Source organism: Dyadobacter koreensis (genome assembly GCF_900108855.1).
GTDB classification, from domain to species: domain Bacteria; phylum Bacteroidota; class Bacteroidia; order Cytophagales; family Spirosomataceae; genus Dyadobacter; species Dyadobacter koreensis.
In genome coordinates this window covers 286,824-301,670 of sequence record NZ_FNXY01000006.1, presented here as the reverse complement: position 1 = coordinate 301,670, position 14,847 = coordinate 286,824, and the positions used below count along the sequence as shown (strand labels likewise).

At 41.9% G+C, this 14,847-nt stretch carries 9 protein-coding genes; all 9 read left to right on the top strand.

Translation table 11 applies throughout. The features are described 5' to 3' along the window. Positions 1-119: 119 nt before the first annotated feature. The 9 genes from BMY70_RS19985 (at position 120) to BMY70_RS19940 (ending at position 14,544) form a co-directional block, all read left to right on the top strand. Positions 120-1,172 (top strand): tetratricopeptide repeat protein, encoded by a 1,053-nt coding sequence (locus BMY70_RS19985; RefSeq protein ID WP_229209698.1) that lies wholly within the window; start codon positions 120-122, stop codon positions 1,170-1,172. A 38-nt stretch (positions 1,173-1,210) separates the two neighbouring features. Next, positions 1,211-3,157: a threonine--tRNA ligase gene (thrS, locus tag BMY70_RS19980; protein ID WP_090338054.1), complete on the top strand. Its 1,947-nt coding sequence runs from the start codon at positions 1,211-1,213 to the stop codon at positions 3,155-3,157. A 107-nt stretch (positions 3,158-3,264) separates the two neighbouring features. Next, positions 3,265-3,816 (top strand): translation initiation factor IF-3, encoded by a 552-nt coding sequence (infC, locus tag BMY70_RS19975; RefSeq protein ID WP_090338053.1) that lies wholly within the window; start codon positions 3,265-3,267, stop codon positions 3,814-3,816. A gap of 208 nt (positions 3,817-4,024) precedes the next feature. Next, on the top strand, positions 4,025-4,219 hold the full coding sequence (gene rpmI, locus BMY70_RS19970) for a 50S ribosomal protein L35 (RefSeq protein WP_090338052.1): 195 nt from the start codon (positions 4,025-4,027) through the stop codon (positions 4,217-4,219). 107 nt (positions 4,220-4,326) lie between these two features. After that, on the top strand, positions 4,327-4,671 hold the full coding sequence (gene rplT, locus BMY70_RS19965; RefSeq protein WP_090338051.1) for a 50S ribosomal protein L20: 345 nt from the start codon (positions 4,327-4,329) through the stop codon (positions 4,669-4,671). A 97-nt stretch (positions 4,672-4,768) separates the two neighbouring features. Then, positions 4,769-5,386 carry a DUF937 domain-containing protein gene (locus BMY70_RS19960; protein WP_090338050.1) on the top strand — a complete coding sequence of 206 codons (618 nt, stop codon included), beginning with the start codon at positions 4,769-4,771 and terminating at the stop codon, positions 5,384-5,386. Between the two features lie 194 nt (positions 5,387-5,580). After that, entirely contained in the window at positions 5,581-8,124 is a 2,544-nt protein-coding gene (locus BMY70_RS19955; protein ID WP_090338330.1) for a phosphocholine-specific phospholipase C, read from the top strand. Between the two features lie 152 nt (positions 8,125-8,276). After that, positions 8,277-11,288, top strand: coding sequence for a CotH kinase family protein (locus tag BMY70_RS19950; protein ID WP_090338049.1), 3,012 nt, complete (start codon positions 8,277-8,279; stop codon positions 11,286-11,288). 229 nt (positions 11,289-11,517) lie between these two features. Next, positions 11,518-14,544, top strand: a complete 3,027-nt coding sequence (locus BMY70_RS19940; protein WP_090338047.1) for a CotH kinase family protein — start codon at positions 11,518-11,520, stop codon at positions 14,542-14,544. Positions 14,545-14,847 lie beyond the last annotated feature (303 nt).

Below are 14,847 nucleotides of genomic sequence, written 5' to 3'. Positions count from 1 at the left end.
TATTGTCTGCCATGCTCATGCTCGGCAGCCTGATACAGTCATGTGAAAGTGATGCCAGAAATTCCACTCGTATACCACCGACGATAAAGAAATCCAAAGCACAATGGCAAACAGACGCCATGAATTCGCTTTCAGATCTGATCAACAGGAATGTCGATGTAGACCTGAACTATTTTAAAAGATCCCGGATATATTACGATCGCGAACAATATGTTCAGGCAATGGAAGATATTAATGAGGCGATCAGTGAAAAAGATAATGTTTCGGAGTATTTCCTGTTGCGGGGGAAGATCAACCGTGAACTTGGAGAAATTGACAATGCATTGGAAGACGCCGAACGGGCGGAAGCATTACAGCAAAACACGCCTGATTTATATGTCTTAATGGCTGATATTTTTCAGGCTAAAAACCGCTTTCGGGAATCCGGAGTCTATTTGGCTCACGCCATGAAAATGGCTCCATATGATGGTTCTGCTTATTATGTCAAGGGAATGCTTCAAGCGCGCCAGGGAGACTCCCTTGCGAGTCTGGCGAGTTTGAACAGCGCTATTCTGATGAATCCAAGATTGGTACGGGCATATCAGCAGAGCACGCTTATTAACCTCAGACTGAAAAATTATCCAGATGCTCTTTCCTTTAATAACCGCGGCCTGAAGCGGTTTCCAAATAATCCGGAATTATATTTTGAAAGAGGCGAGATATATAAAAATATGGCTGTAATTGACACGGCGATTGCGAACTATCGTAAGGCAACAGTTTTAAACCCTAAATATGGAGAAGCATTTTTCCAGATTGGCGCTTTAGAGATCAAACAGCACGGATATTACAGCGCTTTATTAGCATTTCAGCAATTGCTGCAAATAAATCCGAATCATCCCCAGATTAATTATCTGGTTGCTTTTTGCTATGAAAAGCTGGGAAATGATATCAAGGCGAAAGAATATTTCACCTATGAAATGGAAAAAAATCCGGCGGATCAAATGTCGCGGTATGGCTTGTGGCGCATAAGGCAGCGTGAAAATGGACGGATGTATCCATCGTTTTACGCGGATGACAATATCGAATCAGATTACAGAACGATTGATACCACAAGGGTAAAAATTGACATGATCAAACCGCGCGGAACCATAAATATGCGAATTGATTCCTCGCGAAATGCTAAAATTCAATAGATTTGTAAGAATTAAGAGTAATAGAATTATTTTTTTGAATGAAAGACGAGTCTCTAATTAAAATAACCCTGCCCGACGGTAGCGTGCGCGAGTACGAAAAAGGCATTACTGCCCATGGTATCGCGTTGAGTATCAGTGAAGGTCTGGCCCGCAATGTCATCGCGGCCAAAGTAAATGGTGAAGTGTGGGATCCTACGCGCACTATTGAAAAAGATTCACTTGTAGTGTTGCTCACATGGAATGATGAAGATGGTAAATCAACATTCTGGCATTCTTCTGCCCACTTATTGGCCGAAGCTTTGGAAGCACTATATCCGGGCGTTAAATTAGGTACAGGTCCTTCAATCGAAAGAGGATTTTATTATGATGTTGATTTGGGTGAAAACACAATCTCATCGGATGACTTCCCGAAGATCGAAGCAAAAATGCTGGAACTGGCACGTCAGAAAAGTGAGTTCAAACGTATCCCGATCAGCAAACAGGACGCGATCGACTTCTTTACCAAAAAAGGTGACGAGTATAAACTTGAACTGATTGATGGTCTGGAAGATGGCTCGATTACGCTTTACGAGCAGGGAGCATTTACTGATCTTTGCCGCGGACCGCATATCCCAAATACAGGTATTATCAAAGCTGTTAAGCTGACAAATATTGCCGGCGCTTACTGGCGTAACAAGCAGGAAAATAAGATGTTAACCCGTATTTACGGGATTACTTTTCCAAAACAAAAAGAATTGGAAGAGTATATTACATTGATGGAAGAAGCAAAAAAACGCGACCACCGTAAATTGGGAAAAGAACTTGAACTGTTCGCTTTCTCCGAAAAAGTGGGTCAGGGTTTGCCATTATGGCTGCCGAAAGGTGCGATGCTGCGTGAACGTTTGCAGGCGTTTTTGAGCAAAGCTCAATCCAGAGCTGGTTATCTTCCTGTTGTTACACCGCATATTGGAAGCAAGGATCTATATGTAACTTCTGGTCATTGGGATAAATATGGCAAGGATTCTTTCCAACCTATTAAAACCCCAAATCCCGGAGAGGAATATTTGTTAAAACCGATGAACTGTCCGCACCACTGCGAGATATACAAAACTTCACCGCGTTCTTACAAAGATCTTCCGTTGCGTTTTTCTGAATTTGGAACAGTTTATCGTTACGAGCAAAGTGGCGAATTACATGGCCTGACCCGTGTCCGTGGGTTTACTCAGGACGATGCGCATATTTTCTGTCGCCCGGATCAGGTGAAGGAAGAATTTATTCGAGTGATTGATCTTGTGTTATACGTCTTCAAATCGCTGGGTTTTGAAGATTACAGCGCACAGATCTCTTTGCGTGATCCGAACGACAAACAAAAATATATTGGTAGAGACGAAGATTGGGAGCGTGCTGAAAGCGCGATCATAGAAGCTTCGGCTGAACGTGGGCTGGAAACTGTAACAGAACTCGGCGAGGCGGCGTTTTACGGCCCGAAACTGGATTTCATGGTCCGTGATGCTTTGGGAAGAAAATGGCAGCTCGGAACAATTCAGGTTGATTATCAGCTTCCACAACGTTTTGAGCTGGAATATACAGGTTCGGACAACCAGAAGCACAGACCGGTTATGATTCACCGCGCTCCTTTTGGATCCATGGAACGTTTCATTGCAATTTTGATTGAGAACTCAGCCGGACAATTCCCATTGTGGCTGTCACCTGACCAGATTGCTATTTTGCCAATTTCCGAAAAGTATGCCGAATATGCTGAAAAAGTATTTTTACAATTACAGGAAAGCGACATTCGAGGATTTATCGATCACCGCGATGAAAAGATCGGCCGTAAAATCCGTGACGCGGAAGTTACCAAAGTTCCTTTCATGCTGATCGTTGGGGAGAAAGAAGCTGCCGAAGGCACTCTATCAGTCCGCAGAAAAGGCGAAGGCGATTTGGGAAGTATGTCAATTGAAGAATTTGCCAGCTATTTTCAAAAAGAAGCAAAAATAATTGGATGATTTTGCAATTTTTGTTATTATTCCCACAATAACGCACTATTTTTGTGTCAGCATTGTTAAATTTCTGATTTCCAACTAAAAAAACAAAAATCACCAAACCAAGTAATATGGCATTAAGACCCCCAAGTGGACGTTTCAGAGTTGTCGAAGAACCTTATAAAATCAATGAACGTATCACAGCTAAGGAAGTTCGTCTTGTAGGCGAAAATATCGAAGCTGGCGTTGTAGATATCAATACCGCGAGAGCAATCGCAAAAACACAGAATCTTGACCTTGTTGAAATCGCACCGACGGCAGTACCGCCTGTGTGTAAAGTAGTTGACTACTCAAAATTCAAGTACGAGCAGAAAAAGAAACAGAAAGAAATAAAAGCAAAAGCGCAGAAAGTTGTCATCAAGGAGATCCGTTTCGGCCCTAACACTGATGATCACGATTTTGACTTTAAGCTTAAACATGCTATCAATTTTCTAAAAGAAGGTTCAAAAGTTAAAGCATACGTTCACTTTGTTGGTCGTACGATTGTTTTTAAGGAAAGAGGAGTTAATTTGCTGAATAAATTTTCAGAGGCTCTTTCCGAATATGGCAAGCTTGAAATGGAGCCTAAACTGGAAGGAAAAAGAATGACGATTATTCTGGCTCCGCTTCCTCCGAAAAAATAAATATTTAGCCGTTGGCTTTTGGCTAATCAGTAAATTAGCTAACATGTCAGAATAAGTCGTGGCTGGATTTGATAGATATATTTTTATTTACAATGGACTGTAAAATCGTGTTATTGACGTTTGTCTTTAACACGATTTTTGTTTTAAACGAAATTTTAGTAATTTCGCGCGCTGTTTTATATTTTTTCAATTATTATTTTTTTGTACCATGGGTAAAATGAAAACAAATTCTGGTGCTAAAAAGCGTTTTTCGCTTACTGGTACTGGTAAAATCAAACGCAAACATGCGTTTCACAGCCACATCCTGACTAAAAAATCAAACAAGCGTAAGCGTGGATTGGTTAAAACTGGTCTTATTGATGTGTCTAATCACAAACAAGTGTTGGCAATGCTTGGGAAGTAATTCCGAAAGCCAAAAAATTACCAAATACCATTTCGGTTTTTTGTTCAACCCGATAGCCGGCCTTTAAGTCCCACGACGGGCGCCGTCAATCAAAAACAGTTAATATTATGCCACGTTCGGTAAATCATGTTGCGTCACGCGCAAGACGTAAAAAAGTGTTAAAATTAGCGAAAGGCTATTTCGGCCGCCGCAAAAATGTTTGGACCGTAGCGAAAAACGCCGTTGAGCGTGGACTTGCATATGCGTACAAAGGACGTAAACAAAAGAAACGTAACTTCCGCGCTTTGTGGATCCAACGTATTAACGCTGGTGCACGTCAGCACGGATTATCATATTCTGCTCTTATGGGTAAGATCAATGCAAAAGGCATTGAGTTGAACCGTAAAGTACTTGCCGACTTGGCAATGAATCACCCGGATGCATTTAAAGCAATCGTTGATCAGGTTAAATAAAACAGCAACCCGCTTCGGCGGGTTTTTTTATGTTTAAGGGTATCGTTACTTTTAGCTAAATATTAGTCTTAGGTATATACAACTAAACATACCGATCATGCTCGACCAACTTATGGGCCTAATTCAAGATAACTCTCAACAGGCCATCGTCCAAAACCCGGAAATTCCAAACAGTCAAAATACAGAAGTGATGCAAACTTTGCTGGGATCTATAACCGGCGGATTGCAGCAACAGGCGCAAGCAGGAAATGTACAAGGTATCATGGGATTGCTTTCGAGTAAAGAAACCGGAGGCGGTTTAATGAACAACCCAATCGTGGCTTCTATTGCCAGTAACGCCATTTCAGCAATTACTCAGAAATTTGGCTTAAGTAACGGTGCAGCAGGCGGGCTGGTCGCTTCTGTCCTTCCTGGTGTTATAGGCGGACTGATCAGTAAAGTCAGCAATCCCGGTGACAGCAGCATCGACTTTAACAGCATGCTCGGCGGCTTGCTCGGCGGAGGTGCAACTTCCAATACAGGTTCGGCAGCCAATTCCGGTTTTGATTTTAATCAGATAGGATACGCTATGGCTGACGGAAAGCTGGATATGAACGATATTATGAATATAGGCGGAAGTTTTTTTGGCAGCAACAGCAACACGAATTCCCAGCCAGAACCTAAAAAGGAAGGACTTGATCTCGGAGGTTTGCTCGGAGGCTTATTCGGCAAATAAACTTTACATAAAGTAATTAAAAGCAGTAAGTCGGGAACAGTTTCCGGCTTACTGCTTTTTATTTTGCCAGAAATCCCATTCATTCGCTATATGAAAGATAACCATTATTTAACAGCGTAGTGTTCTCAAACGATGGTACTTTAGCAAAAATTTCAGGTAATACTGGAAGAATTCCCAAACCCATTAATATGACCATGGATTCAAGAAGAGAATTTTTAAAGAAGGCCGCTATGCTTTCCGGCGGTGCTGGCCTTTTCAGCGTACTCCCTCCTTCAATACAAAGGGCACTGGCGATTGATCCGCAACCCGGAAGCACCTATCTGGATGCAGAACATGTGGTTATTCTTATGCAGGAAAACCGCTCTTTTGACCATTGTTATGGATCCCTGCGTGGCGTGAGAGGATTTAACGACCCGAGAGCCATCACGTTACCAAATAAAAATCTGGTTTGGATGCAAACAAATGCAGCCGGAGAGACTTATACACCTTTCCGGTTGAATATGAAAGATTCCAACGCAACCTGGATGGGTTCGCTCCCCCATTCCTGGCCAAATCAGGTGGACGCCCGGAATGATGGAAAGTATGATAAATGGCTGATTGCGAAGCAAGCCGGCCATAAGGATTACAGAAAAATGCCCTTGACGCAAGGTTTTTATAATCGCGAGGATATCCCATTTTACTATGCCCTTGCCGACGCTTTTACAGTCTGCGATCAAAACTTTTGTTCTTCCCTAACCGGAACTACGCCAAATCGCCTCTACTTATGGACTGGTACACTTCGAGAGAAAGCAGATCCTGAATCATATGCCAATGTTCGTAACGAAAATGTCGATTATGACAAACCCGCCAAATGGACTACTTTTCCTGAAAGGCTGGAAGATAACGGCGTTTCCTGGCGGATTTATCAAAACGAATTAAGCCTTCCAATGGGATTCAAGGGTGAGGAAGAATCCTGGCTTGCCAACTTTACAGATAACCCTATCGAGTGGTTTTCGCAATATCATGTCAGATATTCGACTGGTTTTCAAAAGCATTTGAAAACGCAGGCGCAGCAGTTACCCAAGGATATTACTGATCTCGAAGCAAAAATAAAATCTCTTCCCGCAACAGGTGAGGAAGTAGAATCTGCGCAAAAATCTTTAAAGGAGAAAACTGCTTTATATGAAATTGTAAAAAAGGAGCTATCAGAATGGAGCCCTGAAAACTACGCGAAACTATCGCAACGTGAAAAAAATCTGCATCAAAAAGCTTTTACGACCAATATCAATGACGCTGATTACCACGAAGTAACAACCTTTAACTACAAAGACGGTGAAACAGATCGGGAAGCCAAACTTCCCAAAGGCGATGTTTTGCATCAGTTCAGAGAGGATGTTAAAACAGGAAAATTGCCAACAGTATCGTGGCTGGTTGCGCCTGAGAACTTTTCAGATCATCCGACTTCACCCTGGTATGGCGCCTGGTATGTGTCGGAAGTTATGGATATTTTAACCAAAAATCCCGAGGTTTGGAAAAAGACCGTCTTCATTTTATGTTACGATGAAAATGACGGATATTTTGATCATGTTCCTCCCTATGTGGTTCCGAATCCGTATAAAGCGGATACGGGGCTAACTTCTGAAGGGATTGATATCAAAGCAGAGTTTGTGACCTTGGAACAGGACATGACGAAAAAAGCGAAAAATGAGTCACGTGAAAGTCCGATCGGTTTAGGCTTTCGCGTCCCTCTTGTTATAGCTTCTCCATGGAATCGTGGCGGAAATGTCTGTTCAGAAGTTTTTGATCATACTTCTATTATTCAATTTCTGGAAAAGTTCGTTAGCCATAAGTCGGGCAAACAAATCAAAGAAACGAACATTAGTGCCTGGCGCAGGACTATTTGCGGAGATCTGACTTCAACGTTTAAACCCTATAACGGCGAAAAAGTAGCACTACCAAAGTTCGTCGAACGTGACGAATTTGTTGAAGGAATTCATAAAGCAAAATTCAAGGCATTGCCGAATGGCTACAAATCTTTAACAGAGCAAGAAGTTTCGAAAATAAATCAGGATCCTTCCAGCTCCCCTTATATGCCGCAACAGGAAAAAGGAACACGTCCTGCATGCTCGCTTCCTTATCAACTTTATGCCGATGTAAGATTAAGTAAGGATAAAAAACAGATAGAATTATTTCTAAAAGCCGGTAGTGAAATTTTTGGCAACAAATCCGAAGGCGCACCTTTCGCAGTGTATGCACCTGGTGAGTATCTCAGCGAAAAAGTGAAGGTTTGGAATTATGCCGTAAAAAGCGGGGATTCGTTAAGGGACTCTTATAAGATTGAAAATTTTGGAAACCAGAAATATCATCTAAGGGCTTACGGTCCTAATGGTTTTTTCCGAGAATTCATTGGAAATGCAAGCGATCCGATGGTTGATATTACATGCGAGTATCAATTGGATAAGAATAAAAATCCGACAGGAAACATTGAATTGCATGTAAAAAACCTTGATCCGGATAAAAAGGCTATCCTTGAGATTGTAGACAACGCTTATAAAACGGCGAAACAAACGAAAGTTTTGGAAAGCGCGCAGCAAAAATCTTCTTCCGCTCTAATTACTATTAATCTGGAAAAAAGTTTTAGCTGGTATGATTTCAGCGTAAAAATTTCGGGAAATACTCTTACAGAAAAAAGATTTGCCGGTCATGTAGAGACAGGAAAGGAAAGTCAGAGCGATCCTTTTATGGGAAGAATGCTTTAAATTTTTAAAATAAAGGACTACCGTTAGTCTACAAAGCTGGCGTTAGAACCTGTTATTTGCCGCGAAATAAAAAGGGCTGGCAATATACCTGTATTATCAAATTGTTAATTAGTTTTGATAGAATATTTTCTATAAAAACCAGCAATTGTACTATGGGTAAATTTCTAGCTCTCGCAGTTTCATTCTTTCTCCTATCAGTATTTCCCAATCTCGTAAAGGCGCAGGAGGTCCTTTTCATCAACGAAGTTTTAGCATCAAATAAAAACGGAGCTACCGACAATACAGGTTCGAAAGAGGACTGGATTGAAATCTACAATCCAAATAACTATCAGATTGATCTCGGTGGATATTATCTTTCGGACAAACCTCTCGAACCGACATTATTTCAAATTCCAACTGGTGCGACGTCCCCGAAAATTCCTGCAAAAGGCTACATTATCTTCTGGGCAAGCAACAAAATAGAAAGAGGAATAATGCATACAAATTTTGGTCTTTCCGCGTCCGGTGAAACTCTAAGGCTGTCATCTCCTCAACAACAGCAAATCGATGTGATTACCTTTGGCGCTCAAACAGACGATGTTTCTTATGGTAGAAAACCCGATGGATCAGCCACATTTGCCTTTTTTTCCACGCCATCTCATGCAACATCTAACAATAATGCACCTGTCGTTCTTCCAAAACTATCAGTTCCAATCTTCTCGCAGACTGCCGGTTTTAAAAATGCTGCATTTGACCTTGTGATAACCAATACGGAACCGGGGGTACGAATTCGATATACGCTTGACGGTTCAGAACCTCAGGATGACGCCAATACGCGGGATTTCAAGTATAAAAATAGATATAACGACAATGGTACTCATCCGGATGTCGGCGGCGTTGGGGAAGGCTGGTCTCTCGAAACCTATAAAACAAATCTTTACGAAAGTCCAATACGAATTGACGACCGGACATCTGCCAGCAACAAAATTTCTCGTAAAACTTCGTCAATAACCTACAATCCTGATTATCTGCCTACCGAAAAGATTTACAAAGGGACTGTCATTCGTGCAAAAGCTTTTAAAGAAGGTTTTACACCAAGCGAAACCGTTACCAGAACTTTCTTTATCAACCCCTCAGGAGCTACCAGATACGCAGTTCCAGTCGTGGCGGTTACAGCTCCTGAAACTTCGTTTTTCGACTATAATACGGGAATTTATACACCAGGGATAACTTTTGATCAGTTCCGGAGAGATAATCCAGGACTTCCGGCAGGCTTCTGCACAGTTGGAAATTTCACCAACAGCGGAGACGTATGGGAAAGACCTGGAACAATCGAATTTTTTAATAACAACAACCTGATTTTATCCCAGGAATTTGGGTTTCGCATACACGGTGGCTGCTCACGTTCCGTCCCGCAAAAAACGCTCCGGCTTTACAGCAACACAGAATTTAATTTCGCAGTTTTTCCTGAAGCCCCCACCCGCTTTCCAAAAAGATTATTGTTAAGAAATTCGGGAAATGATAACAACTCTACCCTATTCCGTGATTCTTATTTTCAGAAACTGGTCGGAAATCTCTCGTTTGATACTCAATTATCCAGACCTGCTGTTGTCTTTCTGAATTCAGAATATTGGGGAATTCAGAATATAACAGAACGTTATGACAAATATTATCTCGAAAAAAAATACGGGGTAAACCGGGACAATGTGGATTTAATTGACGTCGAGGGCATAGAAGTAGAAGAAGGCGATGCTGTCAAGTACAACGAATTAATGGCTTTCGTTAACAACAACTCCCTTGCGAATTCTACAAATTATGCCGCTATAAAAACAATGATCGATCTGGAAAACTTCACAGATTATCAGATTGTCGAAATTTTTAGTGCCAATACAGACTGGCCACATAAAAACACAAGACTTTGGCGAAACAAGGTAGCTTACAACCCCGCGGGAAACGTAGCTTACGGTCTGGATGGACGATGGAGATGGATGCTTTATGATACTGATATCGCCCTAGGCTTAAATATTGGAGCCAGCGTAAACTCGATTCCAAATGCACGGAATGGAGGAGCCCCCTCAGCGATCCTTAACAAACTTTTGGATAACCCAGACTACAAGACCTACTTCATTAACCGGGTCGCTGATCTTTTGAATTCTACCTTTCTTCCGTCTCGTTCCATTCCGTTGCTGACTGCAACAAAAGCAATCTATGAACCATTGATTGCCGAGCATCTGGCCAGATGGAAGTCACCCGTTAACAAGGCTTTCTGGGAACAAAGCATTAGTGAAATCGCCTCGTTTCTAAACGACAGAGGTTCTAACCTTCAAAATCACATCAGAGCAAGCTTGGGCTCTTCGTATAATAACTTTGCACTTACGATCAATGTCAGTGACTTCAATCGCGGATATGCAAAAGTCAACACGATGGATATTTTGCCAACTACAGACGGCATCGCCTCTTCGCCTTATCCATGGACAGGCAATTATTTCCAAAATAATGCAATAAAACTGACAGCTGTTTCGAAAACAGGAAGCCATTTTGAAAGATGGGAAAAATCAGGAATCAGTTACGCAACTACTCCGGAAATTCTATTGACTTCCACAACCAGTGCTATGGAATTCAAGGCTATTTTCGCCGACGGGCCTCTTCCTGTTACTCTGCGCTCTTTTGAAGCAAAACGAGCAGACAATAAAGTAATTGTGACTTGGGAAACGACATCTGAGGTTAATAACGACTACTTTGAAGTTGAAAAATCAGCCGATACAAGAAACTGGACTTTGTTAGCAACCGTTAAGGGTGCTGCCACGACAAAAGTTCTCCAGGAATATAGAACAGCTGACGAACAACCATTTCCAACACTCAATTACTATCGTTTAAAACAAGTTGATTTTGACCGGACCACAACATATTCCCGCATTGTTTCTGTGGATATGGGAAACTTTCAGATTAATAAAATGTGGCCAAATCCTGTGGCCGATCTGTTGAATATTTCGCTCGATCAATCGGTTGAATCCGGAGAGTATGAAATTACCGATATAAACGGAAGGTTAATTAGAAGACGTCAAAAATTGCCGGAGACTTCCGTATTGACCATCCCGGTTGGAAATCTGGCCACCGGAATTTACTTGATTAAAATTAAAACAAAGGACGGAGTTAATCATAGCAGCCGGTTTGTTAAGCAATGACATAATCTTCAAAACTTCCTTAATCAAAAATCTGAAATCCTGGTCAACTGGTAAATTCCAGCCTGATCAGGATTTTTATTTTAAAACCTGCCGTTTCCTCACACGAACATCAGCGGAAGTCTATTTCCCGGCTTGCTGGCTGGATACATTTATTAATCGGTATTCGCCAAGGCTCTGACTATGATTAAATTTGACTCTATATCTCATTTTATTAACCCCGCGAAAACATATGAACAAATACTCTACTTTAATAAAATTACTTTTATTTCTTTCCGTCACAAACACTCAGCTTCTTGCACAAAAGAAACTTTACATCAATGAAATTCTTGCCTCCAATAGCAAAGGAATCACGGACGAGACGGGCAAAGCCGAAGATTGGTTCGAAATTTATAACCCGGGCGACCAGCCGGTTGATATTGCCAATTATTATTTAACTGATAATGCTTCTAACCATAAAAAATTTCAGGTTCCAGCAAATTTTAGCGCACAAACCACGATTCCTGCCAAAGGATTTCTGATTATCTGGGCAAGCAGTTCTCCCGCCAGAGGCCCATTGCATACGTCGTTTGGCCTTTCCGCTTCCGGAGAATTTGTCGGCATTTACTCTCCTTCCGATGAGACAATCGATGAAAAATCTTTCGGCCCGCAACAAGAGGACGTCTCCTTTGGCCGTAGTGCAGATGGCGGACCGGATTGGGCGTATTATTCTGCGCCATCTCCACGGGCAAGCAACGCAACAGGAACAATTCAGCTAACAAAACTGGCGGTTCCCGTTTTCTCTCATACAGCTGGGTTTCAGAACTCTGACTTCTCTCTGGGAATCACTTCCGCAGGTAATGATCCGACGGTTACGATCTGGTACACCACGGACGGTTCGGAGCCCGTAAATAATTCAGCAGCAACATCTTGGCAGTACAAAAATAGATATAATGAAAATGGAACGAGTGGTCAGCAGCTGGTTGCCAAGGGGGTCGATGCCGGATTATCTGTCGAGACTAATTCTTCAATTTCTTATTCCGGCCCTATTTCGATAACAGACAGAAGAAATGAGCCCAACCGGGTTGCGATGAAAACCTCATCCATTGCTTTTGAGCCCGCCTATCTGCCCGCAACTCCAATCTACAAAGGAACGGTAATCAAGGCAAAGGCCTTTAAGGAAGGTTTTATACCAAGCGAGACGGTTACGAAGACATATTTTATCAATTCCGGAGGGCCAAAATATCCCGTGCCGGTTATCTCGGTCAGTACAAATGAACGCTCGTTGTTCGACTATACCGATGGGTTGTACACGCCAGGAAGAAGATTCGACTTGTATCGTCAGGCAAGTCCCTCGGTTGCAGCGTGGTCTTGTACGGAAGGAAATTTTTCGGGTGACGGAGATTTATGGGAACGCCGCGGTACTGTTGAATTTTTTGATAATAGCAACCGTTTGAATCAGGATATTTCCTTTCGCATACATGGTGGCTGTACACGCTCGCTTCCGGAAAAAACGCTTCGTTTATATAGCGATACAGATTTTAATCTTAGCGTTTTTCCTGAAAAACCCACCTTGTTTCCTAAGCGACTGCTATTAAGAAATTCAGGAAATGATAATGGGTCGACAATGTTCAGGGACGCTTTTTACCAGACAGTTGTCAGGAATTTATCTTTTGACACACAACTCTCACGGCCTTCGGTCGTGTTTTTGAATTCTGAGTATTGGGGAATTCATACGATTACTGAACGTTACGACAGATTCTATCTTGCCAAAAAGTATGGCGTGGACAAAGATAATGTTGACCTCATATCAATCGAAGATTCAGAGGTTGAGGAAGGTGATAACGTAAAATTCAACGAGCTGATTACCTTCGTCAACAACAATCCGCTGAGCAACACGATCAACTATAACAATCTGAAAAACCTTATTGATATCGACAATTTCACAGATTACGAAATTGCAGAAATCTTTTGTGGAAATGTTGACTGGCCCCAGAAGAACTCTCGCTTATGGAGAACGAAAGTGCCGAACATTGCTGCCGATGCACCTTACGCGCAGGATGGAAAATGGCGATGGATGTTGTTTGATACAGACTTAAGCCTGGGTTCCGGTTTTAGCGTCAGCCATAACTATTTTCCTGAGGCAACCGACGCACAGCGAAGTATTCTCGCAACTTTATTTAAAAAGCTTCTGGAAAACTCTGAATATAAAAGATATTTCCTTGCTCGCCTCGCAGACCTATTAAATACTACCTTTTTATCGAGTCGCTCGATTTCGATCTTGGCTAGCGTAAAAGCACAGTATGAACCATTAATGCCAGAGCACATTGCCAGATGGAAAAGTCCGGCGACTATGGAGGCCTGGAATGCAAATGTTACCAGTATCCAGAATTTCATAACCAACCGTCCCGGCTTTTACCGGGATAATGTACGTACGCAATTCGGATCGAGTTATCAAAATCTCAGTCTGACCGTAAATGTGTCAGATCCAAACCGCGGTTATGTGAAAGTTAATTCTATCACTATCGCCCCGGCGACCGACGGAATTGGTTCAAATCCGTATCCATGGAATGGCATCTATTTTCAGAATGTTCCATTAAAATTAACAGCTATCGCGAAGCCCGGAAGCCGCTTTTTACGATGGGAAGACAGCAATGGGACAGCAAATACAGATCCGGAAATCACCCTTACTCCGCTGACCAGTGCTTTGAGCTACAAAGCATTTTACGAAGAAAGCGCCTTGCCCGTGGTATTAACTTATTTTGATGCTAAAAAAGAAAACAAAAAAGTCGGTATTCGGTGGGAAACTACCGAGGAAAAGGAAAATGATTTTTTTGAAGTGGAAAGATCTCCGGATGCACGTTACTGGACTTCGATTGCCAAGATTGATGGATTATTTTCTTCCAAAGGCCAAAAAAAGTACGAAACAGCTGATCAGCAGCCTTTCGAGGGGTTGAATTATTACCGACTAAAACAGGTTGACCGCGACGGCACAACCACTTTTTCACGAATTATTTCTGTTGATATGGGTAAAATAGGCATAATTAATCTTTGGCCTAACCCGGTTGTAGATTTCTTACACGTCTCGATTGATGACTTGGCGAACGGTGCCGAATTTGAAATAACTGACATAAATGGCATATCGGTTACCAAATTTCGAAAAATGTCTGCAAATAATGCAGTTTCAATTCCGGTGGTAAATTTGGCGACAGGAATCTATATCCTTAAAATAAAAGGTCATGACGGAAGCAGTGTCAGCAGTAAATTCATAAAACAATAAGGCTATGATATTTAATGTTACTATCAAGCCCAAAACCTGCAAATTTCATTGGTTTTAAAACCTGTTAGTCAATGTATTACTGAGATTTTCAATACAATTTTACAAAAGTGCATTTTTATCCGGACGCTGCTTGCAGGTTGACATAGAGCGTACGGATACTTTATGTTAAAACTACCCCAATGCGACTTGATTTAAATTGGCTGCCCGATGCTGTCAAAACTGACAGTTTGTCACTGCACATAGGGTATGCCGTGCTCTGGTACGGGCTTTTTAAACAATACCTGAGTACGACAGAAAATTTCA